This window comes from Pseudomonas sp. LB1P83 (assembly GCF_054897885.1).
The window spans coordinates 4,595,458-4,621,907 of sequence record NZ_CM142709.1 but is presented as its reverse complement, the minus strand read 5'-3'; the positions used below and the strand labels follow the sequence as shown (position 1 = coordinate 4,621,907).

25 protein-coding genes and 1 pseudogene are annotated in these 26,450 nt (G+C 59.1%); 19 read left to right on the top strand and 7 right to left on the bottom strand.

Annotation, left to right across the window (positions count from 1 at the left end):
- Position 1 precedes the first annotated feature (1 nt).
- Both ACYZTY_RS21230 and def read left to right on the top strand, forming a co-directional pair.
- Positions 2-958 (top strand): YihY/virulence factor BrkB family protein, encoded by a 957-nt coding sequence (locus tag ACYZTY_RS21230; RefSeq protein WP_461955343.1) that lies wholly within the window; start codon positions 2-4, stop codon positions 956-958.
- Positions 955-1,494: a peptide deformylase gene (def, locus tag ACYZTY_RS21225; protein ID WP_461955342.1), complete on the top strand. Its 540-nt coding sequence runs from the start codon at positions 955-957 to the stop codon at positions 1,492-1,494. The genes ACYZTY_RS21230 and def overlap by 4 nt, the downstream gene beginning before the upstream one ends.
- A 122-nt stretch (positions 1,495-1,616) precedes the next feature.
- On the opposite strand, the gene ACYZTY_RS21220 is transcribed toward def, so the two are convergent.
- Positions 1,617-2,042, bottom strand: coding sequence for a GNAT family N-acetyltransferase (locus tag ACYZTY_RS21220; protein WP_461955341.1), 426 nt, complete (start codon positions 2,040-2,042; stop codon positions 1,617-1,619).
- Between the two features lie 399 nt (positions 2,043-2,441).
- On the opposite strand from ACYZTY_RS21220, the gene ACYZTY_RS21215 reads away from it, so the two are divergent.
- The 4 genes from ACYZTY_RS21215 to ACYZTY_RS21200 all read left to right on the top strand — a co-directional run bounded on the left by ACYZTY_RS21215 (position 2,442) and on the right by ACYZTY_RS21200 (position 6,148).
- Positions 2,442-3,383, top strand: a complete 942-nt coding sequence (locus ACYZTY_RS21215) for a fatty acid desaturase (RefSeq protein WP_461955340.1) — start codon at positions 2,442-2,444, stop codon at positions 3,381-3,383.
- A 192-nt stretch (positions 3,384-3,575) separates the two neighbouring features.
- Positions 3,576-4,367: a phosphate/phosphite/phosphonate ABC transporter substrate-binding protein gene (locus tag ACYZTY_RS21210; RefSeq protein WP_461955339.1), complete on the top strand. Its 792-nt coding sequence runs from the start codon at positions 3,576-3,578 to the stop codon at positions 4,365-4,367.
- Positions 4,368-4,613: 246 nt separating this feature from the next.
- Positions 4,614-5,138 (top strand): sigma-70 family RNA polymerase sigma factor, encoded by a 525-nt coding sequence (locus ACYZTY_RS21205; RefSeq protein ID WP_461955338.1) that lies wholly within the window; start codon positions 4,614-4,616, stop codon positions 5,136-5,138.
- Complete coding sequence (locus ACYZTY_RS21200) at positions 5,135-6,148, top strand: ABC transporter substrate-binding protein (protein WP_461955337.1); 1,014 nt, start codon at positions 5,135-5,137, stop codon at positions 6,146-6,148. The genes ACYZTY_RS21205 and ACYZTY_RS21200 overlap by 4 nt, the downstream gene beginning before the upstream one ends.
- 142 nt (positions 6,149-6,290) lie before the next feature.
- Here ACYZTY_RS21200 and gstA read toward each other — a convergent pair whose 3' ends face one another.
- On the bottom strand, positions 6,291-6,890 hold the full coding sequence (gene gstA, locus ACYZTY_RS21195) for a glutathione transferase GstA (RefSeq protein ID WP_461955336.1): 600 nt from the start codon (positions 6,888-6,890) through the stop codon (positions 6,291-6,293).
- A 99-nt stretch (positions 6,891-6,989) separates the two neighbouring features.
- Here gstA and ACYZTY_RS21190 point away from each other — a divergent pair, with 99 nt between their 5' ends.
- From ACYZTY_RS21190 to ACYZTY_RS21180, 3 genes and pseudogenes are all read left to right on the top strand, one after another.
- Complete coding sequence (locus ACYZTY_RS21190) at positions 6,990-7,883, top strand: LysR family transcriptional regulator (protein ID WP_461955335.1); 894 nt, start codon at positions 6,990-6,992, stop codon at positions 7,881-7,883.
- A gap of 362 nt (positions 7,884-8,245) precedes the next feature.
- A pseudogene (locus tag ACYZTY_RS21185) lies at positions 8,246-8,974 on the top strand (PAS domain-containing protein); the annotation flags it as partial.
- Between the two features lie 18 nt (positions 8,975-8,992).
- Positions 8,993-9,565, top strand: a complete 573-nt coding sequence (locus ACYZTY_RS21180) for a methyl-accepting chemotaxis protein (protein ID WP_461959371.1) — start codon at positions 8,993-8,995, stop codon at positions 9,563-9,565.
- An 80-nt stretch (positions 9,566-9,645) separates the two neighbouring features.
- Here ACYZTY_RS21180 and ACYZTY_RS21175 read toward each other — a convergent pair whose 3' ends face one another.
- The 4 genes from ACYZTY_RS21175 to gntR all read right to left on the bottom strand — a co-directional run bounded on the left by ACYZTY_RS21175 (position 9,646) and on the right by gntR (position 12,769).
- The gene (locus ACYZTY_RS21175; protein WP_461955334.1) at positions 9,646-10,059 is read right to left on the bottom strand and encodes a hypothetical protein; all 414 of its coding nucleotides are present in this window, start codon (positions 10,057-10,059) and stop codon (positions 9,646-9,648) included.
- 188 nt (positions 10,060-10,247) lie between these two features.
- Positions 10,248-10,799 carry a hypothetical protein gene (locus ACYZTY_RS21170; RefSeq protein WP_461959370.1) on the bottom strand — a complete coding sequence of 184 codons (552 nt, stop codon included), beginning with the start codon at positions 10,797-10,799 and terminating at the stop codon, positions 10,248-10,250.
- 163 nt (positions 10,800-10,962) lie between these two features.
- On the bottom strand, positions 10,963-11,595 hold the full coding sequence (locus ACYZTY_RS21165; protein WP_461955333.1) for a glutathione S-transferase family protein: 633 nt from the start codon (positions 11,593-11,595) through the stop codon (positions 10,963-10,965).
- Positions 11,596-11,737: 142 nt separating this feature from the next.
- Positions 11,738-12,769: an HTH-type transcriptional regulator GntR gene (gene gntR / locus ACYZTY_RS21160; RefSeq protein WP_131059738.1), complete on the bottom strand. Its 1,032-nt coding sequence runs from the start codon at positions 12,767-12,769 to the stop codon at positions 11,738-11,740.
- Positions 12,770-12,984: 215 nt separating this feature from the next.
- Here gntR and ACYZTY_RS21155 point away from each other — a divergent pair, with 215 nt between their 5' ends.
- Positions 12,985-13,518, top strand: coding sequence for a gluconokinase (locus ACYZTY_RS21155; RefSeq protein ID WP_461955332.1), 534 nt, complete (start codon positions 12,985-12,987; stop codon positions 13,516-13,518).
- 82 nt (positions 13,519-13,600) lie between these two features.
- Positions 13,601-14,953, top strand: a complete 1,353-nt coding sequence (locus ACYZTY_RS21150; RefSeq protein WP_461955331.1) for a GntP family permease — start codon at positions 13,601-13,603, stop codon at positions 14,951-14,953.
- Positions 14,954-15,053: 100 nt separating this feature from the next.
- Here ACYZTY_RS21150 and alaC read toward each other — a convergent pair whose 3' ends face one another.
- Positions 15,054-16,274: an alanine transaminase gene (gene alaC / locus ACYZTY_RS21145; RefSeq protein ID WP_461955330.1), complete on the bottom strand. Its 1,221-nt coding sequence runs from the start codon at positions 16,272-16,274 to the stop codon at positions 15,054-15,056.
- A 138-nt stretch (positions 16,275-16,412) separates the two neighbouring features.
- Here alaC and ACYZTY_RS21140 point away from each other — a divergent pair, with 138 nt between their 5' ends.
- The 8 genes from ACYZTY_RS21140 (at position 16,413) to ACYZTY_RS21105 (ending at position 26,083) form a co-directional block, all read left to right on the top strand.
- A complete protein-coding gene (locus ACYZTY_RS21140) occupies positions 16,413-17,075 on the top strand; it encodes a LysE family translocator (RefSeq protein WP_461955329.1) in 663 nt (220 codons plus the stop codon).
- Between the two features lie 68 nt (positions 17,076-17,143).
- The gene (locus ACYZTY_RS21135; protein WP_461955328.1) at positions 17,144-17,629 is read left to right on the top strand and encodes a GyrI-like domain-containing protein; all 486 of its coding nucleotides are present in this window, start codon (positions 17,144-17,146) and stop codon (positions 17,627-17,629) included.
- A gap of 263 nt (positions 17,630-17,892) precedes the next feature.
- Positions 17,893-17,991, top strand: a complete 99-nt coding sequence (gene kdpF, locus ACYZTY_RS21130; RefSeq protein ID WP_095130908.1) for a K(+)-transporting ATPase subunit F — start codon at positions 17,893-17,895, stop codon at positions 17,989-17,991.
- Positions 17,992-18,158: 167 nt separating this feature from the next.
- Positions 18,159-19,865, top strand: a complete 1,707-nt coding sequence (gene kdpA / locus ACYZTY_RS21125) for a potassium-transporting ATPase subunit KdpA (protein ID WP_461953587.1) — start codon at positions 18,159-18,161, stop codon at positions 19,863-19,865.
- Positions 19,866-19,875: 10 nt separating this feature from the next.
- Positions 19,876-20,571 (top strand): K(+)-transporting ATPase subunit C, encoded by a 696-nt coding sequence (gene kdpC / locus ACYZTY_RS21120; RefSeq protein ID WP_461955327.1) that lies wholly within the window; start codon positions 19,876-19,878, stop codon positions 20,569-20,571.
- A complete protein-coding gene (gene kdpB, locus ACYZTY_RS21115) occupies positions 20,568-22,637 on the top strand; it encodes a potassium-transporting ATPase subunit KdpB (protein ID WP_461955326.1) in 2,070 nt (689 codons plus the stop codon). The genes kdpC and kdpB overlap by 4 nt, the downstream gene beginning before the upstream one ends.
- Positions 22,638-22,691: 54 nt before the next feature.
- Positions 22,692-25,385 (top strand): DUF4118 domain-containing protein, encoded by a 2,694-nt coding sequence (locus ACYZTY_RS21110; protein ID WP_461955325.1) that lies wholly within the window; start codon positions 22,692-22,694, stop codon positions 25,383-25,385.
- Entirely contained in the window at positions 25,382-26,083 is a 702-nt protein-coding gene (locus ACYZTY_RS21105; RefSeq protein ID WP_461955324.1) for a response regulator, read from the top strand. The genes ACYZTY_RS21110 and ACYZTY_RS21105 overlap by 4 nt, the downstream gene beginning before the upstream one ends.
- The last annotated feature ends 367 nt before the right edge of the window (positions 26,084-26,450 follow it).

Here is a 26,450-nt window from a genome sequence, read left to right as displayed (position 1 = left end):
AATGTTTTTCCCTCACATGAAAGGTCTGCGCCTGCACCGTGTCATGGTGCGCACGGTCACCGAGTTCGTCGACGACGAGATGTCGACCTATGCCTCGGCATTGGCCTATCAAATGCTGTTTTCGCTATTTCCCTTCATTCTGTTCCTGATCGCCCTGATCGGTTTCCTGCACCTGCCGGACTTCTTCTCTTGGTTGCGCCTGCAATCCGAGCTGGTCCTGCCGCCACAAGCGCTGGAGCAGGTGAACCCGGTGATCGACCAACTCCAGCAGTCCAAGGGTGGCTTGCTGTCGATTGGTATCGTGATTGCCCTGTGGACCGCGTCCGCCGGCGTGCGGCTGATGATGAGCGCGATGAACGCCGCCTACGACGTCGTCGAAGGCCGGCCCGCGTGGAAGCGTTTTCCGCTGTCGATTATCTATACCGTTGGCATCGCCGGCATGCTGTTGGTGGCCGCCGCGCTGATGGTGCTCGGGCCGCAGGTGATGGAATGGATCGCCTCGCAAGTCGGCCTTGAAGAGTTCATCGTGACCCTCTGGACCATCGTGCGCTGGCCGGTGGTCGTGATTCTGTTGATGATGGCGGTGGCGCTGATTTATTACGTCATGCCCGACGTTAAACAGGAGTTTCGTTTTATCACCCCAGGCTCGGTGCTGGCGGTGGTGGTATGGATCATCGCGTCGCTGGGTTTCGGTCTGTACGTGAAGGAGTTCGCCAACTACAACGCCATGTATGGCAGTATCGGCGCGATTATCGTGCTGTTGCTCTACTTCTATATTTCCGCCGCGGTGCTATTGCTCGGCGCCGAAATGAATGCGGTGATCGAGCACATGTCGACCGAAGGCAAAAATGACGGCGAAAAAGTCCCGGGCGAGAACGACCACGAACACAAACAGCATGTTTCGGGACTGGGTCGGGATCACTCGATCAAGCCCACCACTGACGAAGTCATCAAATGATCCGTGAAATTCTGAAAATGGGCGACGAACGCCTGCTGCGCATCGCCCCGCCGGTCCCGGCTGAAATGTTCGACAGCCCTGAGCTGTGGCAGTTGATCGACGACATGTTCCAGACCATGGAAAGCGTCGGTGGCGTTGGCCTGGCCGCGCCGCAGATCGGAGTCGATCTGCAATTGGTGATCTTTGGGTTCGAGCACAGCGAACGCTATCCCGATGCTGAAGCGGTGCCGCAGACCATTTTGATCAATCCGCTGATCACGCCGTTGAGCCCGATGATGGAAGAGGGCTTTGAAGGGTGCCTGTCAGTGCCCGGCCTTCGTGGCGCGGTGGACCGTTATCAGCAGATTCGCTACGAAGGTTTTGATCCCAAGGGACAGCCGATTGTGCGGATTGCCGAGGGATTCCATGCGCGAGTGGTACAGCATGAATGCGATCACCTGATCGGCCGGCTGTACCCGTCGCGGATTACCGACTTCAGCAAGTTCGGGTTTACCGAAGTGATGTTTCCGGATCTCGACCCTAACGCCGACGACTGATCCGAAAACACCACAACCCCCCTGTGGGAGCGAGCCTGCTCGCGAAAGCAATTTGTCATTCAACATTGATGTCGTCTGACACTCCGATTTCGCGAGCAGGCTCGCTCCTACAGGGGGCTCCATCAGTCTGAAGTGTGCTGTTTAGCCAGGCCCATGGCGATCATCGGTTTGCTGCGCGCGTAACGGCTCAAGCGTTCGGTCATGGCGTATGGCATGTGCGGATCGAAGGAAAACCCTTGGCGTTCATAAAAGCCACGCAAGTCGGGATGGCAGAACAGCCAGACCGGTAGCTCAAGACCGCTCACCGCTGCGGCCATCAACGCCGCCGCGATCCCTTGTTGCCGACACGCCGGGTCGACGAACAACCCCGTCAACCAATGCCCGCCCGAGACCGGCCGCAAACACAGCGCGCCAACGATCTCATCGCGCCTTGCGACCCACAGCTGAGCGTCGCGGACCGCTTTCATCGGCGATTGGTGGGCGCGATAAAACTTGTTCATCAACGGCCATAACGGCTCGGCGAGCAGGGTGTACTGGGTGTCGGGCATGGGTTTGGTCTTTCGGTGCGCAAAGCGGGGGATTATAAAAGAACGCGCGGCCGGGGATAGGTGTATACCTGATCTCACATCCCGTATGAGTGGAGTACGTATCATGGCCAAAGGCATGGATTCAAAAAAAGCAGCAAAGAAGAAACCGGCGAAAACCGCCGATGAAAAACGCGCAGACAAGAAGGCCAAAAAGGTGGATGTGTTCGGTCATTGATCCCGCGTTAATCGATCGTTCCCACGCTCTGCGTGGGAATGCAGCCCGTGACGCTCCGCGTCACTGGACGCGGAGCGTCCCTAGAGGCATTCCCACGCAGAGCGTGGGAACGATCACCAAATAATCTGCAAGATTTCCCTGCGCCATTGCACAGAAGGGGACTGGTCCCCGATCTGAGCAACGCCATGCCCCATTACTTCGATGCTGCCCACCGAGAAGAAATCGAAACCCTGCGCCAACGCCTGACCGCTCGCACCGAGTGGCCGACCTGGCTGTTGCTGGTCGGCGTGTATGTCGGTTGGTTCAGCATTGTCCTGACGAGTGATCGGCTGGGGCTGTGGTGGAGCACTTTTCTGCTGATCCCGCTGGTGGTGCTCTGGTTATCGGTACAGCACGAATTGCTTCACGGGCATCCGACCCGTTGGACGGCGCTGAACAAAATCCTCGGCTACGCACCATTCGCCGTCTGGTATCCCTACACCCTGTATCGCGACAGCCATTTGCTGCATCACCGCGACGAAGACCTGACCCTCCCCGGAATCGATCCGGAAAGCCGTTACTTGACGGCCGCGCAGTGGCAGGGCAGTTCGCTCCTCGAACAAGGCCTGCACAGGCTGAACAAAACCGTGCTCGGGCGCTTCATGCTCGGTGCGCCGCTGGCCCTGCTGGCGTTGGCGAAGGAAGAGCTGCAGCGGCTGATCAACGGTGAGCGACAAGCATGGTTGATGTGGCTGACCCACGGTGCGCTGACCCTGCTGATGCTGGTGTTCATCGCGCGCTACAGTGTGCTGCCGGTCTGGCATTACCTGTTATTGATCAGCGTGCCGGCGCTTTCGATTGCGATGATTCGCTCCTACTATGAACACCGCCCGCACGCCGAACCCGAGCAACGCTCCGTGCTCAACGAAGCGGCCTGGCCGTGGCGCGGGCTGTTCCTGAACCTCAATTTTCACCTGGTGCATCACGACTTGCCGGGTTTGCCCTGGTACGACTTGCCACGCGCCTACCACGCGCGCCGCGAGCAATGGCTGGCGCGCAGCGGCGGGTTTCTGGTGCAGGGTTATGGGCAGTTGTGGCGGGAGAATGGAGTGAAGGCCATCGATAGCCCGAGGCATCCATTCCACTGATTTTTTATGATCGACACCTGAACCCTGTGGGAGCGAGCCTTTGTGGCGAGGGGATTTATCCCCGTTGGGTGGCGCAGCCGCCCCAAAATCTTGGGCCTGCTTCGCAGTCCAACGGGGCGGTGCGACGTTTCGCTAAATCCCCTCGCCACAGCTCACTCCCACAGGGGGATTTCGTTGTCGGGGAGATTTTTGATGACTGAACACATCGCCGAACTCTTGATGTACGTCGCCCCCGAGCCGATACGCGCGGCGAACGAGCGCTGGCTTTCGCGCATCCTCGAACACCTGGGCCATGCCCGTTTAAGTGCCGAAGGCCTGTCGCTGCCCAAACTCTGGCTCTCGCCGGATCTGCTGCTGACTCAAACCTGCGGCTACCCGCTGATGACCGCATTGCGCGGCAAAGTCCGGGTCGTCGGCCGGCCTCGTTATGAACTCACCGACAGCAATGGCGGCAATCATTGCAGCCTGCTGCTGAGCCGCGCCGATGATCCACGGCGAACCTTGCCGGCCTTTCGCGACAGTCGCGGGGTGATCAACGGCGAAGACTCCAACAGCGGCATGAACCTCTTGCGGCATCGACTGGCGCCGCTGCATCGCGACGGTCAGTTTTTTTCCAGTGTCGCTATCAGTGGGAGTCACCGCGAGAGCCTGCGCTGGCTGCGCGAAGAACTTGCAGACCTGGCAGCCATCGACAGCGTGACCTTCGCCTATCTGGCGCGGCATGCCGACAACGAGGTCGCAGGTCTGCACGTCGTGGCCCGAAGTGCATTCAGTCCGACGTTGCCGTTCATCACGGCCGCGACGCTGACCGATGAGCAGGTTGAAGTGCTTCGGCAGGCGATGAACGCCTCATTGCATGAGTTGCCCGATGTCGCGGAAATCCTCGGCCTCCAGGAAGTGCTGCGGGCCAGCGAGAGCGACTATCAAGTCATTCTCGATTATCAGCAGGAAGCCGAAGCGTTGGGTTATGGGCGGTTGCGTTGACCGTTAGAATTTTCGCGGGCAAGCCTCGCTCCTACAGGGCTAGTGTCGGCCGCGGGATTGATCATCGACACTAACCCTGTAGGAGCGAGGCTTGCCCGCGAAAGCGATTGATCGGACGCCACCAATCTAAATTCATTTAAGGAATATAAAAATACTTTTTAAGTATTATTAAAGAATAAGGCTCCTTGCTAGGATCGCGCCACCGGATCACCGGACATTCAGCGACCCCTAACCCTTGGAGCCTCTATGTCCGGCACCGACGTCTCCCATCGCAATAACGTGGGCGGATTGTTCCGCGCTCATTACCCCTGGCTGTGCGCACGCTTGCGCCGGCATTCAGGTGTCGGTTTCAGCGTCGAAGACATCGCCGCCGAAACCTTCGTGCAACTGCTCGAATCCCCAGGCCTGACACCGATCCGCGAGCCTCGCGCCTTGCTCACCACCATCGCCCACCGGTTGATTTATCAGCTATGGCGCCACCGGGATCTGGAGCACCAACACCTCAATCAGTTGCAACATATCGATGTGAAATCCCCCGAGGAACTGGTGCAACTCAGCCAGTCATTGCATGGCTTGGATCGCACACTTGATCGCTTGCCAGGCAAGGTCAGGGCGACCTTCCTGTTGTCGCGAATCGACGGTCTGACCTACCCGCAAATCGCCGCCGAACTGAGCATTTCCCAGCGCTCGGTCAGCGTCTACATGACCCGCTCCCAGGCACTGTGCGCCCAGCACAGCGCCAACCAACCCCTGACCCAGAGGTCCGTATGAGATCGATCAAAACCCTGCTCGGCAGTTCGCTGCTGGCCCTGAGCCTTGTGGCAACCCATGTTCCGGCCGCCGAAAAAACTGCACCGATTCACTTCGGTGACATCACTTGGGAGAGCGGGAGCCTGATCACCGAAATCCTGCGACTGATCGTCGAGAAGGGTTACGGCTACCCCACCGACACCTTGCCGGGCAGCACCGTCAGCCTCGAAGCGGCGTTGGCCAGGAACGACATTCAGGTAATCGGCGAAGAATGGGCCGGGCGCAGTCCGGCGTGGGTCAAGGCGTCAGCCGAGGGCAAGGTGTTTGGTTTGGGCGACACGGTCAAAGGCGCCACCGAAGGTTGGTGGGTGCCCGAATACGTGATCAAGGGCGACCCGGAACGCGGCATCAAACCACTGGCCCCGGAACTGAAGTCCGTTGCCGACCTGGCCCGTTACAAGGACGTGTTCCGCGATCCGGAAGACCCAAGCCGCGGGCGTTTCCTCAACAGCCCGACCGGCTGGACTTCGGAGATCGTCAACAGCCAGAAACTCAAGGCTTATGACCTGACCGCCAGCTACGTCAACTTCCGTACCGGCTCCGGCGCGGCGCTGGATGCCGAGGTCGCTTCGTCGATCCGCCGCGGCAAACCGGTGCTGTTTTACTACTGGTCGCCAACACCGCTGCTGGGCCGATTCAAGCTGGTGAAACTCGACGAGCCGCCGTTCGATGCCGAAGCCTGGAAGACCCTGGCCGATGCCAAAAACCCCAACCCCAAAGGCACGCGCTCGATGCCGGCAAGCCTGGCGATTGGCGTGTCCGCGCCGTTCAAGGCGCAGTACCCGGACCTGGTGGCGTTCTTTGAAAAGGTCGATTTTCCAATCGATTTGCTGAACCAGACGCTGGGGCAGATGAGCGAAAAGCGCCAGCAACCACGCCAAGTGGCCGAGGCGTTTTTACGCAATCAGCCGCAGATCTGGAAAGCCTGGGTGCCGGGGGAGGTGGCGACCAAGGTGAGTGCGAGTTTGTAGTTTTTTCCTGATGATTTTGCGGTGTAAGAACTACCGCATTCGCGAGCAGGCTCACTCCTACAGGGATTTCGGGTGCACGCAAATACTGTGTCCACGGAATATCCCCATGTGGGAGTGAGCCTGCTCGCGATGGTCTCAAGACTTACAAAGATTCAGCAGCCAACGCCGCCTTAATGGCTGGCCTCTGGTCAATTCTGGCCTGAAATCGCACCAACGCCGGCCACTGACCCAAATCAATCGCAAACAGCGGCACCCAACGCAGCACCGTAAACAAATACGCATCAACCACGCTGAACTCGCCCATCAAATAATCTTGCCGCTCCAGCGTCTGGCTCAGCACCGACAACCGCTTGAACAGCTTCTCTTTGATCTGCGCCTTCACTTCATCCGCAAATTGCGAATTGAACAGCCAACCCAACCCTCCATGAATCTCCGTCGAGACGAAATTCAACCACTCCTGCAACCGTACCCGCTCGAACGTCCCGTTCGCCGGAGCAAGTTTCGACTCGGGTCGCAGATCCGCCAGGTATTGCAGGAGTGCCGGTCCTTCAGTCAGCACCTCGCCGTTATCCAATTGCAAGGCAGCGACATACCCTTTGGGGTTGATCGCGAGGAAGTCAGCGCCGGTCTCGGTTTTCTTGGTCCTGTTATCGACACGTACCAACTCGAAGGGCAAATCCAGTTCACGCAGCACAATGTGCGGCGCCAGCGAGCAGGCGTGTGGGGCGTAATACAACTTCATCGGCAGGGCTCTGGTTGGGGATTTGCGCCAGTGTCATAGTGCGCGGCACCCTCGGTAAAATTAATCTTTCAGAGCCCTGCCATAAGGAAAGCTACTGCCATGATGAATCTGATGCACTGGCGAATGGTGGTGGCGGTGGCCGATACCGGCAACATCACCCGGGCTGCCGAGCGCGTCGGCATGACCCAGTCAGGGGCCAGCCAGGCGTTGGCCCTGATCGAAGACACCCTGGGTGTTCAGCTGTTCAGTCGAGAGAATCGCCAGACCCTGCCGACGGCCATCGGCCTTCCTGTGATCGAGCATGCGCGGACCATGCTCGACGCTCTGGAATCGATTCGCAGCACCGTCGATGCCGCCAAAGGCATTCAACGCGGCACTATTCGCCTGGCCAGTTTTCCCATGGTGCTGGCAACGTTCCTGCCGCCGCTGCTGCGCCAGTTCAATCGGCTGTATCCCGGTATTCAAGTGGTGGCGCTGGAAGTCAGCGACGATGAAGTCGAAACGCTGCTCGCTGCCGGGCTGGTGGATGTCGGCGTGGTGTTAAACCCGGCACCTGAGCGCAATGCCGGTCATTTGGGGCGTGATTCCTGGATGGCGGTTCTGCCGGGGGGCCATCCTTTGGCGCGTCGTTCGAATGAAGAAGGCATCACCCTCGCGGAGTTGGCGGAGCAACCTTTTGTGCTGGCCACCGGTGGTTGCTCGACCAACGCCCGCAGCCTCGCCGCCGATGCCGGGCTGCACTTGCGTGACGTTCGGGTCGAGGTCCGGGAATGGAGCAGTGCGTTCACGCTGGTGCGGGAAAACATCGGCGTGACGCTGGTGCCCGAGATGACGCTGCCAAGTAATCGACAAGGCTTGCGCGTGGTACCGGTCCATCCGCGCATCGATCGTGAGTTTGCCCTGGCCGCATCGAACAAAAAACCTTCTGCGGCCGTACTAGCGTTGCTGGACATGCTCGCTGAACCGATTTTGTCCTCAATACTGGCCGACTAGTGGCCTTGCTTCCCTCAAGCGGCTGTCTAAGCTGACTCGTAGCTAACGATGTCGTTCGCAATATGAAAATTGCAGCGCAAGAGTGCTTAACCCAAGGCACCGACACGTAGCAACCAAGGAGCTGGCCGGTAAAGGGAGTTACTTTTGAAAACGTTAGGGCTGGCCCGGTCCCGGGCTATCAAGAGAAGGATGTCTTGATAAGAGCGTTGCTGCATGGACTCTCCGATTGAACATCATTGATCACCTGACAATTCCTCCCCTGGAGGAACGCGTGTGCCTGTTCCATAGAACGATGTGGTGGATCCGTTGAAAGACCAAAGAACTTTCATCAATCAAAAAACGCGCTGAAGGGTGATACGACCATGTTTAACCTACATCACAAGGCTGACCTGCTGGAAATCCAACGATTCAGCTGTGCGCTGACCGAAGCCAACGCCAAGTTGGCGGCTGTCAGTCGATCGATGGCGATGATCGAGTTCACCCCGGAAGGCATCGTGCTTGATGCCAACGACAACTTTTGCAGTGTCATGGGTTATAACGCAGACGAAGTGCGCGGCAAACATCACCGAATATTTTGTGAAGAAGGGTTCTACCGCAGCGAGTCGTACGCGAAGTTGTGGCGAGACCTGGCCCGTGGCGAACCGATCAGCGGGACTTTTTTACGCTTGAACAAGAGCGGCAAGGATATCTGGCTCGAAGCCAGTTACATGCCGGTATTCGGTCCCGATCGCCAGGTTAAAAGCGTGATCAAAGTCGCCTCGGACATCTCCGCACGGATCTATCAGGAGCACGAAAACGTTAGCCTGCTGGCGGCGATAGGCCGTTCCATGGCCGTGATCGAATTCAGTCCCGACGGCAAAGTCATCACGGCTAATGAAAACTTCCTGAAGACCATGCATTACTCGCTCAACGAAGTGGTCGGTCAGCACCACAGCCTGTTTTGCCACCGCGCTGAAGCCGAGTCGCAGGCTTATAAAGCGTTCTGGGCTTCACTCAATCGCGGCGAATATCACTCCCATCGTTTTGAACGCAAAGACAAATACGGCCATACCGTATTTCTCGAAGCCTCCTACAACCCCTTGTTCGACGCCAAGGGCCGGCTGTACAAAGTGGTGAAGTTTGCCAGCGACATCACCGAGCAAGTGACCACTTTGCAGACCGCTGCGGAATCGGCTCACAGCACCTCGGTGCAAAACGATGCCTGTGCGCAGAAGGGTTCTCAGGTAGTGCAGCAAACGGTGCAGATCATCCAGGACATTTCCCGGAACTTGAACGAAGCCGCGCTCAGTATCGATGCGGTCAGCAAACAGTCCGACATCATCGGCACCATCGTCCAGACCATTCGCGGCATTGCGGACCAGACCAACTTGCTGGCGCTGAACGCGGCCATCGAAGCGGCGCGAGCGGGGGAGCACGGGCGAGGGTTTGCCGTCGTGGCCGATGAAGTGCGCAGCCTCGCGGCACGCACGAGTCAGGCGACGCTGGAGATTGTCGACGTGGTGCGCAAGAACCACGATCTGTCGTTGAGTGCGGTGTCGAGCATGCAGTCGAGCTTGAGCCGAACCGGACTCGGGGTGGAACTGGCGAACGAGGCGGGGGAGGTGATCTTGGAGATTCAGCAAGGGTCGCGGCATGTGGTGGATGCGATCAGTCAGTTTAATTCGACGTTGCGGATAGGCTAGTGTTTTGCTGGATTGCCCCTCCTGCGTGGAGGGGCAAATTTGTTCGGCGAAACATTCTTGAATCACCGGTTACCTCAGGCTTATTCAGTGAGCGAAAAATCACCTCTGACTTCTGCGGACTGCGGAGGGGTGTGGCGACTTACAGCGGTGAAGTTGAAACTCCCTTTCACATATTTTTTATCAAGGTCTACCGCATCTAAAATGATTTCACCGTCTTTCGCCATCCACGAGGAGCCGGGATTTTCTTTTGAGTTGTAAAATGCAAAGGTCCTTAAATCGTCGCTGATTTTGTATGACCCAGGTTTTATTTCTTGGTTGATTTCAATTTGGGCCCCCCAGTTTGCCGGAAAGAAGTCTGGGTTGTTTCCGCCGACAATCAGTTCGCGCTCCTTAACTAAGAGGACGATATCTGTAGTTGGGATAGAAACCTCATCTCCACCGTTTTCTTTGACTTTCACGCTGAACAGTCCAACCGCAGTTTTTTTTGTGGTCATGATTTTTCTTCCTTGCCAGTAATGGATGAAACCGCGGTAATCCTGGAAACGCGGTGAAAACATGATTTTCCAAGCGAGGGAGGCCGTCTACTGTCATAAATTACAGTATTGCTTTTTAGGTGATGAACGGTCGGGAGGTTTCAGAGCAAAGACTCCTGGGCGGGACTCTTTTTTGGAAGCAATGAAAATCAAAGCGAAGCAAGAAACTTGTCGACTACCTGGCTACTGCCTTTCTCACTATTTCCGTTTTCTTTCTCGGCCTGCACCAGTTTGATCTTGTGCTCCATGCGCTCGGTGATCTCTTTAGCGATCGCCTGCTGTTTTTCAGGCGGCATGGCGTTTACTTCGTCTTCTGTCAGTCCCATCTCTTGCAGAATACTGTCGCGTAGACGCTGTTCCGGCGTTTTGCTCATGTATTCCTTGAAGGCGTCTCCGGCCGGGCTATCACTGGTCCTGAATTGGGCATCGGCGGGCAGTTTGGATGACTCGGCAGCTTGCAAGGCCACGCGGGTTTTCGCGAACGCTTCATCAACGTTGTCGCTGATCTTGCTCGCCTCACTGACTTGTTGCGTGGCTTGCTGGGTCGCGGATGCCTGAACCTGCGCCTGCACGTTGGTTTGCAGGGCTTGCATCATCGAGCCCTGAAGGTCGGTTCCGGCCGCAGCTTCGGCGAGTGGATCCTTGCCCCACTGCTTGGGCAAGGGAAGGTTTTGCATGTGTTGTTTTGCACTGACCAACATGATGAGTAGACCTTGTAGGTGTTTGTGGTGCAGTGCTTTCAGCAAATAGTATGCCTATATAGAAAATTATCTATATATCAGTTGGTTATGGTCTTTTTGGCTGGCGCCCAATGCAGGTTTTGCGGTGAACCTTTGCCGCCTGGCGGCAAGCAAAGGCATGGCATCAAGGCAAGCCGTTGCAGCCGTGTTTGAGGAAGCCCGAGCGTTGTGCCAATCGCTGAAAATACTCGTCGATGGCCGGGTAGTCGGGCCGCTCCATCGGCGTCATCAGCCAGCGGTTGACTGACAGCCCGATGACAATGTCGGCCAGGGTGAACCGTGGCCCGGCGACGTAAGCTTTGGTCATCGCGAGCTGATGCTCGAGAATGCCCATCTTCTGGTTCCAGCCTCGTACACCGGCAGCGATGTGATGCGGGTCCTGGAACTCCGGATCCTTGCGGACCAAGGCCGTGAATGCATAGCTCCATGAGGCATTGAGTTCGGTGGCCTGCCAATCCATCCACTGCTCCACCCGAGCGCGCGCGGCCGGTTCGTGGGGTAACAGATCGGTGTTCTGGTGTTTGCCTGCCAGATAACGGCAGATGGTGTTGGACTCCCACAGCACGCCAGCTTCGTCGATGATCACCGGCACCAGCGCGTTGGGATTGAGCCGGAGAAACTCTGGCGTGTGGGTGGACGCATAACCGCCGCCCCAGTCCTCACGTTCATAGGCAACAGCCAGTTCCTCACAGGTCCACAGGACCTTTCTGACGTTGATGGACGATGCTTTACCCAGAATCTTCAGTGCGTGTTCCATTGAGCTACTCCGTTAGCGATTCGACGCTTCAGGAATCTGACAGACATTGCGCGGTTTTCAAACCGGATCGGCAGTGCCGAGGCCGGCAGGCAATCAACGGGATGAGAAACACTATCAAGGTTAGTTGAAATCCCACCACAGGTTATGTGCTTTCGCGCACCTTCAACTCAAACCCCATGTCCTGCACCGGTTTGGCCACCGCATTCCCCGCCAGCAGCGTCAACATCAACTCCGCCGAACGCCGGCCAATCGCCTCGCGCGGCGTACTGATGCTGCTCAGACGCGGCACCATGTGCGCCGAGGCGGGCAGGTCGTTGAAACCGAGGATCGCCACACGTTCGGGGATTTTGATCCCGCATCGCATGGCTTCAAGCAATGCACCCTGGGCCAGGTCGTCGTTGCCGAAGAAAATCGCGTCCACGTCGGGATGACTGGCCAACAGTTGCAGAAACAGCTCGCCACCCAAGCCGACGGACGACGCGCGTGGCGTCAGCACTTCCAGGTCCGGGTCATACAAACCGGCCTTTTGCAGGGCTTTGCGAAAACCTTCGCCGCGCAGCAAGGTGCGTTGATCCAGCTGCGCACCAATGTAGGCCAGGCGTTTACGCCCACGGGACAGCAAATGTTGCGCCGCCGTTTCACCCGCCGCGAGCTGCGAAAAACCCACGCAATTGAGGCCGGCCGCGCTGTCCAGTTCCATCATGTACACGCACGGAATGTTGCTCGCCTCGATCATCCGCCGCGAACTTTCCGTGCGGTCAAAACCGGTCAGCAATAAGCCACGGGGCTGATAAGCCATGTAATTGCGCAGCAGGTTTTCTTCTTCATCGCGCGAGTAATGGAAGTTGCCGATGAGCACTTCGAAGCCCTTGGGACGCAAAACCTGATGAATGGCTTCCAGCGTATCGATGAACAGCAGGTTGGACAGTGAAGGCACCAAAACCACCACCGAATGGCTCTGGGCCGAGGCCAATGCGCGGGCGGCAGGGTTGACCACGTAGTTCAGTTCAAGGGCCGCTTTCTGCACTTTTTCCACCAGTTCGGTGGCCACCGTGCTGACGCCGCGCAAGGCGCGGGAAGCGGTGATCGGGCTGACACCGGCCAGACGTGCCACTTCGTTCAGGGTAGGGCGGCCAGTGGTGCGCGTATTTTTATCGTTTTTAGGAGAGATCATCGGACGGCTTGCCAAACAAAATTCGAGGCACTAAGGTAGCGCTGTCTCGACGCAGCTGCAAATGCGTGAGCGGGGTTTGCCTGATCCCCGTTTTTTGGCGTTGGGAACGAACATGCTGCAACCCACAAAAATGACAAGAAGGCGTCGGCAACTTCTGCTTTTGAACGAGTGTCACAGCTTTCAAAGGTAGCGCTGTCTGCGCGCTGAGGTGTTACATGAATCATCCCATCACCGCCCTGGTCATCATGGGCGTTGCCGGTTGCGGCAAGACTTGCGTCAGCGAGGCCTTGTGCCAACTCAGCGGCGCGACCGCCATTGAAGGCGACACTTTCCACCCTGCCGCCAATATCGAAAAGATGAGCGCGGGGATCCCCCTGAACGACGAAGACCGTGCCGGCTGGCTCGACAGCCTGTGCGAAGAGCTGCGCCGCGTCGATGCCCAGGGCCAGCGCCCGGTGCTGACGTGCTCGGCCCTCAAACACATTTATCGCGAACGCCTGCGCAGCGCCTTGCCTGGCCTGGGCTTCGTGTTCCTGGAACTGACCCCTGAAGTCGCCGCCGATCGTGTCTCCCATCGGCCGGGCCACTTCATGCCTTCGACCTTGATCGACAGCCAGTTCGCCACGCTTGAATCGCCCGTTGGCGAGACCTTGACCCTGGCTCTGGACGCTTCGAACCACAGCGTTGAGCAACTGGCGCAACAGGCGCATGTCTGGTGGCTGGAACATGGCCTGAAACGCGCGTCATGATTTTTGCCCCGAGAGACAGCGCTGTCCTTACGGCTTGCGAATTACCCGCATTAATAACAACAACAACCAGGAGACACCCCTAATGTTTGGCATGTCCCACGAGACGTTCCTGCTGCTCGATGCAGTGGTCACGGTGATCGGGCTTATCGTCCTGATCACCAAGTTCAAGTTCCACCCCTTCATTGCCCTGATTATTGCCGCAGCCTTTCTCGGGCTGACCTCCGGCATGCCGATCGGCACCATCATCAAGGCGTTCCAGGACGGCTTTGGTGGGGTGCTCGGTTTCGTCGGGATCATCCTGGCGCTGGGCACCATGCTCGGCAAAATGATGGCCGAGTCGGGCGGGGCGGATCAGATTGCCCAGACGCTGATTCGTGCGTTCGGCAAGGACAAGGTGCAGTGGGCGATGATGTTCGCCGCGTTCCTGGTCGGCATTCCGCTGTTCTTCGAAATCGGCTTCGTGCTGCTGATCCCGCTGGTGTTCATCGTCGCCCGGCGTACCGGCGTGTCGATCATCAAGATCGGCATCCCGCTGCTGGCCGGTCTGTCTGCCGTACACGGTCTGGTTCCGCCGCACCCGGGTCCGTTGCTGGCCATTGGCGTGTTCGGCGCCGACATCGGTAAAACCATTCTCTACGGCCTGATCGTTGCGCTGCCGACGGCGATCATTGCCGGCCCGATCTACGGCACGTTCATTGCCAAATACATCCCCGGTCATCCTAACCAGGAACTGGTGGATCAACTGGCACGTGAAAACGATTCTGCCGATCTCCCGAGTTTCTCCATCACCTTGATCACCGTGCTGTCGCCGGTGTTCCTGATGCTGCTCAAGACCTTTGCCGATGTGGTGCTGCCGGACGGCAACTTCTTCCGCACCTTTATGGACCTGATCGGTCACCCGATCTCGGCACTGCTGCTGGCGTTGCTGCTGTCGCTGTACACCTTCGGTTACAAGCAGGGCATTGGCTCCAACCAGATGCTCAAATGGCTGGATGCGAGCCTAGCGCCGACCGCAGCGATCATCCTGATCATTGGTGCCGGCGGTGGCTTCAAGCAGATGCTGGTAACCAGCGGCGTTGGTAATGTCATCGGCAACATGGCAGTGGCCGCGCAGATCTCGCCGATCCTTCTGGCTTGGCTGGTGGCGGCGGTGATCCGTATCGCGACCGGTTCGGCAACCGTGGCGACCATTACCGGCGCGGGCATCGTGGTGCCAGTGGTGGGGATGATTCCGGGTGTGAACCGTGAGCTACTGGTGCTGGCCACCGGAGCCGGTTCGTTGATCCTGTCTCACGTCAACGACGCGGGTTTCTGGCTGGTGAAGCAGTACTTCAACATGACCGTGGCTGAAACCTTCAAAACCTGGACCGCGATGGAAACCATCCTGTCCATCGTTGCGCTGGGCTTTATCCTTCTGCTGTCGATGTTCGTTTAAAAAGCTTCGCGGGCAAGCCTCGCTCCTACAGGGTTGAGTCGATCACACCATTTCGATTCGACTCTGAACCGTAGGAGCGAGGCTTGCCCGCGAAGGCGATTTAACTGGCGCTGGTTTTCTGAACGAGCCCATCAGCCCGAAACATCCCGCGAATCCCGCGCACAGCCTGACGAATCCGGTCCTGGTTTTCGATCAGCGCAAAGCGCACATGATCATCCCCATACTCACCAAACCCGACACCCGGCGAGACGCAGACCTTGGCCTCGGCGAGCATTTTCTTGGCGAATTCCAGCGAGCCCATGTGTGCGTACGCTTCGGGAATCTTGGCCCAGACATACATCGACGCCTTCGGGTTTTCAACCATCCAGCCCAATTCATGCAGGCCTTTGACCAGCACGTTGCGGCGCTGCCGATACTGCTCGGCGATGTCTTTGACGCACTGCTGATCGCCTTCCAGCGCCGCAATGGCCGCGACCTGCAACGGGGTGAACGTGCCGTAGTCGTGGTAACTCTTGATCCGCGCCAGGGCGTTGACCAGCTCAGCGTTGCCGACCATGAAACCGATCCGCCAGCCCGCCATGTTGTAGCTTTTGGACAGGGTGAAAAACTCCACCGCGATGTCCTTGGCGCCCGGCACTTGCATGATCGACGGGGCTTTCCAGCCGTCGTAGACGATGTCGGCGTAAGCCAGGTCGTGTACCACCAAGACGTCGTACTGCTTGGCCAGCGCAATCACTCGCTCGAAGAAATCCAGCTCCACGCATTGAGCCGTGGGGTTCGACGGGAAGCCGAGGATCATCATCTTCGGTTTCGGGATCGAGCCACGAATGGCGCTTTCCAGTTCGGCGAAGAAGTCCACGCCAGGGATCAGCGGCACCGACCGTACCTGGGCGCCGGCAATCACGGCACCGTAGATGTGAATCGGGTAACTCGGGTTCGGCACCAGCACGGTGTCGCCCTGATCGAGGGTGGCCAGCATCAAATGCGCCAGGCCTTCCTTGGAACCGATGGTGACAATGGCTTCGCTTTCCGGGTCGATGTCGACCTCGTAGCGATCCTTGTACCAATTGGAGATGGCCCGGCGCAGACGCGGAATGCCCTTGGACGTCGAGTAGCCGTGGGTGTCTTCGCGCTGGGCTACGGTGACCAGTTTTTCGACGATGTGCGGCGGAGTAGGGCCGTCAGGGTTGCCCATGCTGAAGTCGATGATGTCTTCGCCACGACGACGGGCGGCCATCTTCAGCTCGGCAGTGATGTTGAATACGTAAGGGGGGAGTCGATCTATGCGCGCAAAGCGGCGCGGCGAACCTGGGTTAGCCATTGTTGCCTCGGTAACGTGAGCGCCCGGAACCGTCCGAGCGACGCTGGCCACTGCGGTGGCCTGTGGCGGAATGTAAGGGCTGTTGTGGCACACTGTCCAGCCACTATGTAAACAAATTTGTCCGAAGGAAATCGGTTGATGGAATTTACCAGCGGCTTTTTGCTGAGCCTTTCGCTGTGCCTGGATATCGGCGTGGCCAATATCGCGATGATCACCCTGGCCATGCAACGCGGCTATTTTCAGGGCTTTGCGCTGGGGTTGGGGACGTGCGTCGGTGACCTGATTTACGCGGTGTTGGCACTGGCGGGCATGACCGTTTTGCTGCAATACGAAACCGTGCGCTGGGTGCTGTGGATTGGCGGTTCGGTGTTGCTGATGTATTTCGCGGCGAAGATGATTTATTCGGCGATTCACCATGAGGCGGTGCTGGCTCAGTCCGCGGAGGTGGGGCAGAACTCCCACCGTAAGGAGTTTTTCCGCGGGATCTTCCTGGCCATGTCGTCACCCAGCGCCATCCTCTGGTTCGCGGCGGTGGGCGGCACGCTGATCGCGCGTTCCGGTGGCGGTGATGCTGTCAGTTCGGCGCTGTTTCTCGGTGGGTTTCTCTGCGCCGGCGTGCTCTGGTGTGTCGCTTTGTGCTTCGCCGCGAGCCATGGCGGCAAGTTGCTGGGCGACAAACTGCTGCGTTACTCCTATATGGCATCGGCGGCGATCTTCTGCTATTTCGCGGTCTACGTGATCCTATCGGGTTATAACGAGTTCGTCGGCACAGGCGCCGTCGAACAGTTGCACGCCCTGTAATTGGGCGAATCGGGTTTGGCTTCTATACTCCCAGCCGAACCCACTTTTTTCGTCTCAGGAGTTGAGTCATGGATGAGCAAACAGGCGTAAAACCGGCCGATCCCCGCTTCGAACACGGGCACTTCCTGCTCATTGCAGGGTTTGGTGGCCGATTTACCCAGCAGACCACGCAAGGCATCCCCGACCTTTGGGAGAAGTTCGTTCCCGAGATTGGCAAAATTCCCGGTCAAAAAGGTGAAGTGACCTACGGCATCTGCTGCAATCCCGATGGCAAAGGTGGTTTCGAATACATCGCCGGCGTGGAGATCGACAAACTGGATGACCTGCCCGAAAAGTACCGCTGGGTCGAAGTTCAACCCCAGCATTACGCGGTGTTCGAGCACAAAGGCACGCTGGACCAGTTGCCCGCGACCTTTCAGTACATCTGGAAAACCTGGCTGCCGCAGTCCGGTAAAGAAGCGGCGGACGCCCCGGAGTTCGAACGCTACAGCGAAGACTTCAACCCGAAGCTCAATACTGGCGTGCTGGAAATCTGGTTGCCGCTCAAATCGTAATGAACCGAGCCTGGAACGGGCACTTCACAGTGCCCGTTCGTGACTGTCGTTGCTCCCTCGCATCACCTCCCGCCTACCACCCGTTTCGCTCGATCTATACGCCGTCTTAATACCGCTGCCCCCAATCAGTGTCTGTCCTTGATACCCCCTCACATAACCTGCACTGCGCAGAAAAGAGCGCGTATTCAGTGCGTTTTGTGCTCTGACGCGCTCTACCGGGGCCCGATTGCGGGTGCCCATTCGTTAAGTCAGGGGGAGCTGTCTTGTTAACACTCGAGTTCATTTACATCGCCAGCGGCCTGTGCGCCGCCCTGTTGTTCGCCTACCTGGGTTACGCCCTTATCCGTGCAGAAAAGTTCTGATGGCCGCAGTCATTGCGGCACAGGCGTTTTTATTCGTCCGCCAGGGCGGTCTTGAGAAAGGAAAACGGCAATGTACGACCTGATTTTCATGGGGGTTAGCGTGGTGTTTTTTGCTGCGACAGCCATGGTCATCGTCGCCATGGGCAAGATTTGAACGGAGCATCGACATGTTGAGCACTATGCTGGAATTTGCGGTGATTCTCGGGTTGATGACCGGGCTCGCCGTTCTGATGGGGAAGTGGCTGACGCTGGTATTCACCGGGCGAAATCATGCCTTGGCGGAGCGCGCCACGTATCGTTTGCTGGGGATCGATTCGACCGAAACCATGGGCTGGGCACGTTATGGCTCGGCCCTGTTGCTGTCGAACGCGGCCATGATGTTGCTGGGTTACATCGTGTTGCGTCTGCAAGGTTTCATGCCACTCAATCCCTTGGGGCTGAGCGCGCAAACGCCGGATCTGGCGTTCAATACCGCGGCGTCTTTTATCACCAACACCAACTGGCAGGCTTATTCAGGTGAGACCAGCCTGTCCAACTTCAGCCAGATGGCGGTTATCACCTTCCTGATGTTCGTCGGCGCAACAGCGGGCGTTGTGGCCGCGGCGGGATTCATTCGCGGCCTCAGTCGGTCGAACTCCGCTGACATCGGCAACTACTGGGTGGACTTCACTCGCACGCTGTACCGGGTGATGCTGCCACTGTGTTTTGGCATGGCGCTGGTTTATGTCTGGCAAGGCATGCCACAAACCCTGAACTCCCAGGCCCTTGCCACTACGCTGGAAGGCGCACAACAGCAATTGATCGTCGGCGCGGTGGCGAGCTTCGAGTCAATCAAGCACATCGGCACCAACGGTGGCGGCTTTTTCAGCATGAACGCCGCGCACCCGTTTGAGAACCCGACCCCGCTGACGAACATGCTGCATATCCTCAGCATGCTGCTGATCCCGTCAGCGCTGACGTACACCTTCGGCAGCATGCTGATGCGTCGGCGTCAGGGCTGGGTGTTCTTTGGCACGTTCCTGGTGATGTTCGTCGGCTTTCTGAGCATCGTTTACACCGCCGAACAAAGTGGTAACCCGCTGTTGACCCGAGTGGGCGCGGATCAGGTGCTGTCAGCGACCCAGAGTGGCGGCAACATGGAGGGCAAGGAGTTGCGTTTCGGGATTGCCGACACCAGCCTTTTCGTGACCACCACCACCGGCGCAACCACCGGCTCGGTGAACGCCATGCATGACTCGCTGACGCCCATGGGCGGCTTCGTACCGCTGGCGCAGATGATGCTCAACTGCGTGTTCGGTGGCGACGGCGTGGGCTTTATCAACCTGATCCAGTACGCGCTGCTGACGGTGTTTCTGGTGGGCATGATGATCGGTCGCAGCCCCGAATTCCTCGGCAAGAAGATTGAGGCTCGGGAGATCAAGCTGGTCATGCTCTCGGTACTGGCGCACCCCATCTGCATTCTCGGCTTCACCGCCCTGGCGGCACTCTGGCCCGACACCCTCAATAGCCTCAACAACCAGGGGCCTCATGGCTTCAGCGAGGTGCTGTATGCCTACACCTCGGGCACAGCCAACAACGGTTCGGCGTTCGCCGGGTTGAATGCCAATACGCCGTTCTTTAACACCACCATCGGTCTTGCCATGTTGCTCGGACGCTTCTTCACGATGCTGCCGATGCTCGCGGTCGCCGGTTCCCTGGCGATGAAAAAGAACATCCCGGCCGGTGCCGGCACCATCCCGACCGCCACGCCGCTGTTCATGTTTCTGGTGGTGTTTGTGGTGTTGGTGGTGGGCGGCCTGACTTTCCTGCCGGCGCTCGCGCTCGGCCCGCTGGTCGAGCAACTGCAGTTGCTGTCCGGCCAGACCTACAAGTGAGGGGGATGTGATGACTCAAGTACAAACACAAACCAAGGTGCAATTTCTGTTTGTCGGCCTGTTGCGCCCGGTGCTGATTTCGGCGGCGTTCTTCATGTTGCTGACCGGGCTGGTGTATCCGTTGTTCACCACGCTGGTGGCTAACGTGCTGTTCCCCTATCAGGCCCGGGGCAGTCTGGTTGAACGGGACGGGTTGGTGATCGGTTCGGCGGTGATCGGCCAGCATTTCACTCGCCCCGAATATTTTCAGGGGCGGCCGAGCATGACCCTCGGCGCTGACCCACTGGATCCGAGCAAGAGCGTGGCCCAGCCGTACAACGCAGGTTCCAGTGGTGCCAGCAACCTTGGCCCGACCAGCCAGAAGTTGATCGACACCGTGGCCATGCGCGTCGAAGCCTACCGCCGGCAGAACGGTCTGGCAGCCGATGCCCAGGTGCCGGTGGATGCGGTCACCTCGTCGGCGTCAGGTCTGGACCCGCACATCTCGGTGGCCAACGCACAGATTCAGGCTTCGCGCGTCGCACGCCTGCGTCACCTGCCGGAAACCGATCTGTTGAAGCTGGTGAATGCCCACACTGAGCAACGCACCTTAGGTTTGCTCGGCGAGCCCCGGGTCAATGTGCTGCAACTCAACCTCGCGCTGGACGCTCTGACGCCTGCGCATCAGCCATCCCTTGCGGCCAGTGAACAAGAGAAACAACCATGAGTAAGCAAGTTCGTTTGCCTTTGTTCGACCGTGGATTGTTGCTCACGGCGTGCCTGGATGCCTTCAAAAAATTGCTGCCCCAGGCGCAGTGGAAGAACCCGGTAATGTTTGTGGTCTACCTGGGCAGTATTCTCACCACGCTGTTGTGGGTTCAATCACTGGTCGGCAAAGGGGAAGCCCCCAGTGGTTTCATTCTCAGCATCACGCTGTGGCTGTGGTTCACCGTGCTGTTTGCCAACTTCGCCGAAGCCCTGGCCGAGGGGCGCAGTCGGGCCCAGGCGGCCAGCCTGCGCGGGATGAAGCGCCAGACCCTGGCCAAGCTGTTGCAGCAACCCCGGCACGGTTCCGCCTGGAGGCTCGTGCCTTCCAGCGAACTGATCAAGGACACCGTGGTGTTGATCGAGGCTGGCGATCTGGTGCCCCTCGATGGTGTGGTGATCGAAGGTGTGGCGTCGGTGGATGAAAGCGCGATCACCGGGGAGTCGGCACCGGTGATTCGCGAGGCGGGCGGCGACTTTTCATCGGTCACCGGGGGCACAAAAGTGCTGTCGGACTGGCTGGTGGTGCGTATCAGCGTCAATCCCGGCGAGTCGTTTCTGGATCGCATGATCTCCATGGTCGAATCCGCGAAGCGCCAGAAGACGCCCAACGAAGTCGCGCTGACCATTCTGCTGGTGGGGCTGACGTTTCTGTTTCTGTTGGTGATCGTGACGCTGGGCCCGTATTCGATGATGGCGGTGACCATGAGCGGCGGCGACGTGGTCAGCGCAACGGTGCTGGTGGCGCTGCTGGTCTGTCTGATCCCCACGACCATTGGCGGCCTGCTGTCGGCGATTGGTGTGGCGGGCATGAGCCGGATGATGTCGGCCAACGTCATTGCCACCTCCGGGCGGGCTGTGGAAGCGGCGGGTGACGTTGATGTCCTGCTGTTGGACAAAACCGGCACCATTACCTTGGGTAATCGCCAGGCCAGCAGTTTCCTGCCAGCGCCCGGAGTCAAGGAGTCGGAGCTGGCGGACGCCGCGCAATTGGCCTCGCTGGCCGACGAAACGCCGGAAGGACGCAGTATTGTTGTGCTTGCCAAGCAGAAGTTCGACCTGCGGGCGCGGGACCTCAATGCCCTGGGGGCGAGCTTCGTGCATTTCACCGCGCAAACCCGTATGAGCGGCGTCGATCTCGCCGGTGGCCGGAGCATCCGCAAGGGCGCGGCAGATGCCATTCGCCAGCACATCGAGGCGCTGGGCGGCAGCTTCCCGTCGGCATTGCAGAGCAAGGTCGATGAAGTCTCGCGCCGTGGCAGTACGCCGCTGGTCGTGTGCGATGGTGAAAAGGCATTGGGCGTGGTCGAGCTCAAGGACGTGGTCAAGGGCGGTATCAAGGAGCGTTTTGCCGAACTGCGGCGCATGGGGATCAAGACGGTCATGATCACCGGCGACAACCGCCTGACGGCGGCGGCGATTGCCGTGGAGGCCGGTGTCGACGACTTTCTGGCCGAGGCCCGGCCGGAAGACAAGCTGCAACTGATCCGTGACTACCAGGCGCAGGGCAAGCTGGTGGCGATGACGGGAGATGGCACCAACGATGCGCCGGCACTGGCCCAGGCGGACGTGGCCGTGGCCATGAACAGCGGTACTCAGGCCGCCAAGGAAGCGGGCAACATGGTCGATCTGGACAGCAACCCGACCAAGCTGATCGAGGTGGTTGAAGTCGGCAAGCAGATGCTTATGACGCGCGGCGCGTTAACCACCTTCAGCGTGGCCAACGATGTGGCCAAGTATTTTGCTATCGTACCGGCCGCATTCGTCGCGACCTATCCGCAACTGGGTGCCCTGAACGTGATGCACCTGAGTAGCCCGAACTCGGCGATTCTGAGCGCGGTGATCTTCAATGCCCTGATCATCGTGTTTCTGATCCCGCTGGCGCTGAAGGGTGTGACCTACCGAGCCATCGGCGCCGCGGCGTTGCTCAATCGCAACCTGCTGATCTATGGGCTGGGGGGCGTGCTGGTGCCGTTCGCGGGGATCAAGGTGATCGACATGCTGTTGGCCGGGCTTGGCCTGGTTTGAAAGGACTGACTGCGCGGCGCCCTGTGTGGCGCCGTGCAGCTCAAAAGGATTGCCATGCTCGTAACTGATACGTTCACCGCTTCACGTGACGGCCGCCCTGATCCCGACGCGCTGCTGGAGAAGCTGCAACAAGACGAACAGGCCGCCCTGCGCGGCAAATTACGCATCTATTTCGGCTCCAATGCCGGGGTGGGTAAAACCTGTGCCATGCTCACCGCGGCCCAACGCGAAGTGACCCAGGGCCGTGACCTGGTGGCTGGCGTGGTCGAAACCCATGGCCGCCGGGAAACCGCTGAACTGCTCACGGGTCTGGAGCTGCTGCCGCGCTACAGCGTGATGCATCGCGAGTGTGCCCTCAGCGAGTTCGATCTGGATGCCGCGCTGGCGCGACGTCCGGCGGTGCTGCTGGTGGATGAGCTGGCCCACAGCAACGTTCCCGGCTCGCGTCACCCCAAACGCTGGCAGGATGTCGAAGAACTGCTGCGCGCCGGCATCGACGTCTGGACCACCCTCAATGTCCAGCACCTGGAAAGTCTCAACGACATCGTCAGCGGGATCATCGGCATCCGGGTGCGCGAGACCGTACCCGATCATCTGTTCGACGCTGCTCATGAAGTGGTGGTGATCGACCTGCCACCTGATGACTTGCTACGCCGTCTCAAGGAAGGCAAGGTCTATCTGCCACCCCAGGCCGAGCGCGCGTCCCGGCATTTCTTTCGCAAAGGCAACTTGCTGGCCTTGCGCGAGCTGGCGCTGCGGCGTACGGCCGATCGAGTCGATGCACAGATGCGCGACTATCGCCGCGAGCGGTCCATCAACACCCTTTGGCCGGCGCGCGAGCGTCTTCTGGTCGGCGTGGCAGGCTACCCGTCGGATGAACGTCTGGTTCGTGAAGCGGCGCGTCTGGCACAAAAACTCGAGGCGGACTGGATTGTCGTCCATGTGCCTTCGGTCCATCGCCGTGAAGGCGGTGAGAACCGCTATGCCGCCGCCATGAAAACCCTGGCGCTGGCCGCTGAGTTCGGTGCCGACACGGCCACGCTGTCAGGCATGGACGTGGCCGAGACGCTGGTGGCGTTTGCCCGTGAACATAACGCCAATCGCCTGGTGCTCGGGCATTACCCGCGCAAGGTCTGGCAGTTCTGGCATCAGTCGATCAGTGACCGTATCAGCCGTCGTCACCCCGAGATCGATCAGATTGTCATCGCTCATGGCCCGTTGCCCGTCGTGGTTGCGGTGGCGGTGAACACGGATGCCGCGTTGCCACCGAGCAGGGCTGCGGCATACCTGTGGGCCAGCCTTGCCTGTTTTGCCGCCACGGCTGTGGCGGCCTTGTTGTTGCAGGTGTTTGATCTGGCCAACGTGGTCATGCTGTTTTTGCTCACGGTGGTGTTGGTCTCTCTGCGTTACGGGCGCGGACCGGGTGTCTGGGCGGCGATGCTGGCGGTGCTGTGTTTTGATTTCTTCTTCGTCCAGCCCCGCTGGTCGTTCACGGTCAATGACACCCAGTATTTCTTTACCTTCGCCCTGATGCTGGGTATTGCGTTGATCACCGGTCAACTGACGGCCCGCTTGCGTCATGAGGCTCGCACCGCTGCTGGCCGTGAGCGGCGCGCGACGTCATTGGCGAGGCTGGCTCGCGACCTGTCGGCGGCGCTGACGGTGGAGCAGATTACGGAGGTGGCGCTGCGCACCTTCAGTGGCGTGTTTGAAGCGCGGGGCGGGTTGGCACTTCCGGACGCTATAGACAGTGTCCATTCCAGTGGCGCCGGCACGTTCCCGATCGATGAAAGCATTGCCCAATGGGTTTACGACCACGGCCAACCCGCGGGTCAGGGCACCGATACACTGGCGGCCGCTCAAGGCCGCTATTTGCCATTAAAGGCGCCCATGCGCGTACGCGGCGTGTTGGTGCTCGAACTGGCTGAACCCGAGCGATTGAGCGAGCCTGAAGAACAGCGTTTGCTCGAAGCGTGCATGAGCCAACTGGCGATCGCGCTGGAGCGGGTGCATTTCGTCGAAGTGGCGCAGAGCACCCTGGTGCAGATGGAGGGCGAGCGCATGCGCAATACGCTGCTGGCCGCGATCTCTCATGACTTGCGCACGCCGCTGACCACCATTATCGGCGCGGCAGATGCGGCGGCACCTCACGCGCCGCCCGGACCGCTGACGCAGTTGCTGGGCGGTATCCGCGATCAGGCCAGCTCCATGCAGCGGTTGATCGAAAACCTGTTGGACATGGCCCGGATGCAGGAACGCGGTGTGCGCCTGAATCGGCAATGGCATTCGCTGGAGGAAATCGTCGGCAGCGCTTTGCGTCAATTGCGCGAGCCATTGGCGCGGCACGTCGTGCGCACCGCGCTGTCGCCGCAGTTGCCGTTGGTGGAAGTCGATGCGCTGTTGATCGAGCGCGTGCTGGTCAACCTGCTGGACAACGCCGCCAAGTACACCCCGGCCGGAACGCTGGTGCAGGTCGTGGCCCGGCACGAGGAGGACAGCATTGTGCTGGAAGTGATCGACGCCGGTCCCGGTTGTCCTCAGGGCAGCACACCTCAGAGCTTGTTCGAACCGTTTACGCGGGGTCAGCAGGAGTCGGCCGTGGCCGGCATCGGCCTTGGGCTGGCGTTGGCAAAACGCATTGTCCAGGCTCATGGCGCAACGATCGAGGCCCAACCCCTGGCCACCTCGGGTATCCGCTTTGTCATCACTCTACCGGCGGGTCACCCGCCTTCCATGGAATCGCTATGACCAGTGCAACCAGTGCACGCATCCTCATTGTCGAGGACGAGGCCAACATCCGCCGTTTCATCGGTATCGCGCTGCAGGATGAAGGTTTTCAGGTGTTCGAAGCCGACAACGTCAAACGCGCTCTGATCCACGCCGCCAGCCGTCAACCGGATCTGGTGATTGTCGATCTTGGCTTGCCCGACGGTGACGGCAAACAATTGATCAGCGAGCTGCGGGGCTGGATGACGGTGCCGATTCTGGTGCTGTCGGCCCGTGATCGTGAAGAGGAAAAAGTGGCGGCACTGGATGCGGGCGCCGACGATTACCTGGTCAAACCCTTCGGCGTGCCCGAGTTGCTCGCGCGTATCCGCGCCCAGTTGCGTCGACATGTGCAGAACGGAACCGCCGCCGTCACCAGCAAGGTGACGTTCGGCATGATCGAAGTGGACCTGGCCACGCACGAGGTCCGGCGCGAGGGCCAATCGATCCATCTGACGCCCATCGAGTATCGCCTGCTTTGCGCGTTGATTCGCGGACAAGGCCGGGTCATGACCCATCGCCAGTTACTGCTGGAAGTGTGGGGGCTGGATTACGTCGATCGTGCTCACTACCTACGGGTGCACATGGCGCACTTGCGGCAGAAACTGGAGGCCGATGCGGCCCAGCCGCAACATTTCATCACCGAATTGCAGGTGGGCTATCGCTTGGTGGGGCTGTAGAGCAAGGCTGGCGCTGGTTGAAGCGCCTGACCTTGTGTCGTTCACTTGCCTTTCTTGATTCGGCGCTCGCGCAGGAAATCGATGTACAGCGTGATGAAGCCGAACGAGCTAATGCTGAACAACACGAGTAGGCCGATTTGAGTCGTGCTCATGATCACAGTCCTGTGAGTGGGACGAGGAGGGCTCAACCTGCCGTGGCTGGGCGTCTTCAATCGTCGAGGCACAGATAAATAATACGAACCCGAGGCATTGGGTAGCGGTTATATGAAAGCTTTACGGTGCCGTCCTTCAACCCTATGCGCTTTATACGAGTGCCAGGTATCGGGCGTTCAAGGGCCAGCCAGTGTTGTTAGAATCGGCGAGCGAT

Coding starts and splice junctions, on each gene's coding strand:
- ACYZTY_RS21110 (WP_461955325.1), top strand. CDS start 22,692: ATGCTCGTAACTGATACGTTCACCGCTTCACGTGACGGCCGCCCTGAT.
- ACYZTY_RS21205 (WP_461955338.1), top strand. CDS start 4,614: ATGTCCGGCACCGACGTCTCCCATCGCAATAACGTGGGCGGATTGTTC.
- ACYZTY_RS21215 (WP_461955340.1), top strand. CDS start 2,442: ATGCCCCATTACTTCGATGCTGCCCACCGAGAAGAAATCGAAACCCTG.
- alaC (WP_461955330.1), bottom strand. CDS start 16,274: ATGGCTAACCCAGGTTCGCCGCGCCGCTTTGCGCGCATAGATCGACTC.
- ACYZTY_RS21220 (WP_461955341.1), bottom strand. CDS start 2,042: ATGCCCGACACCCAGTACACCCTGCTCGCCGAGCCGTTATGGCCGTTG.
- ACYZTY_RS21135 (WP_461955328.1), top strand. CDS start 17,144: ATGGATGAGCAAACAGGCGTAAAACCGGCCGATCCCCGCTTCGAACAC.
- ACYZTY_RS21210 (WP_461955339.1), top strand. CDS start 3,576: ATGACTGAACACATCGCCGAACTCTTGATGTACGTCGCCCCCGAGCCG.
- ACYZTY_RS21175 (WP_461955334.1), bottom strand. CDS start 10,059: ATGACCACAAAAAAAACTGCGGTTGGACTGTTCAGCGTGAAAGTCAAA.
- kdpC (WP_461955327.1), top strand. CDS start 19,876: ATGACTCAAGTACAAACACAAACCAAGGTGCAATTTCTGTTTGTCGGC.
- gstA (WP_461955336.1), bottom strand. CDS start 6,890: ATGAAGTTGTATTACGCCCCACACGCCTGCTCGCTGGCGCCGCACATT.
- ACYZTY_RS21200 (WP_461955337.1), top strand. CDS start 5,135: ATGAGATCGATCAAAACCCTGCTCGGCAGTTCGCTGCTGGCCCTGAGC.
- ACYZTY_RS21170 (WP_461959370.1), bottom strand. CDS start 10,799: ATGTTGGTCAGTGCAAAACAACACATGCAAAACCTTCCCTTGCCCAAG.
- ACYZTY_RS21140 (WP_461955329.1), top strand. CDS start 16,413: ATGGAATTTACCAGCGGCTTTTTGCTGAGCCTTTCGCTGTGCCTGGAT.
- kdpA (WP_461953587.1), top strand. CDS start 18,159: ATGTTGAGCACTATGCTGGAATTTGCGGTGATTCTCGGGTTGATGACC.
- ACYZTY_RS21230 (WP_461955343.1), top strand. CDS start 2: ATGTTTTTCCCTCACATGAAAGGTCTGCGCCTGCACCGTGTCATGGTG.
- ACYZTY_RS21105 (WP_461955324.1), top strand. CDS start 25,382: ATGACCAGTGCAACCAGTGCACGCATCCTCATTGTCGAGGACGAGGCC.
- ACYZTY_RS21150 (WP_461955331.1), top strand. CDS start 13,601: ATGTTTGGCATGTCCCACGAGACGTTCCTGCTGCTCGATGCAGTGGTC.
- ACYZTY_RS21155 (WP_461955332.1), top strand. CDS start 12,985: ATGAATCATCCCATCACCGCCCTGGTCATCATGGGCGTTGCCGGTTGC.
- kdpB (WP_461955326.1), top strand. CDS start 20,568: ATGAGTAAGCAAGTTCGTTTGCCTTTGTTCGACCGTGGATTGTTGCTC.
- def (WP_461955342.1), top strand. CDS start 955: ATGATCCGTGAAATTCTGAAAATGGGCGACGAACGCCTGCTGCGCATC.
- ACYZTY_RS21165 (WP_461955333.1), bottom strand. CDS start 11,595: ATGGAACACGCACTGAAGATTCTGGGTAAAGCATCGTCCATCAACGTC.
- gntR (WP_131059738.1), bottom strand. CDS start 12,769: ATGATCTCTCCTAAAAACGATAAAAATACGCGCACCACTGGCCGCCCT.
- ACYZTY_RS21190 (WP_461955335.1), top strand. CDS start 6,990: ATGATGAATCTGATGCACTGGCGAATGGTGGTGGCGGTGGCCGATACC.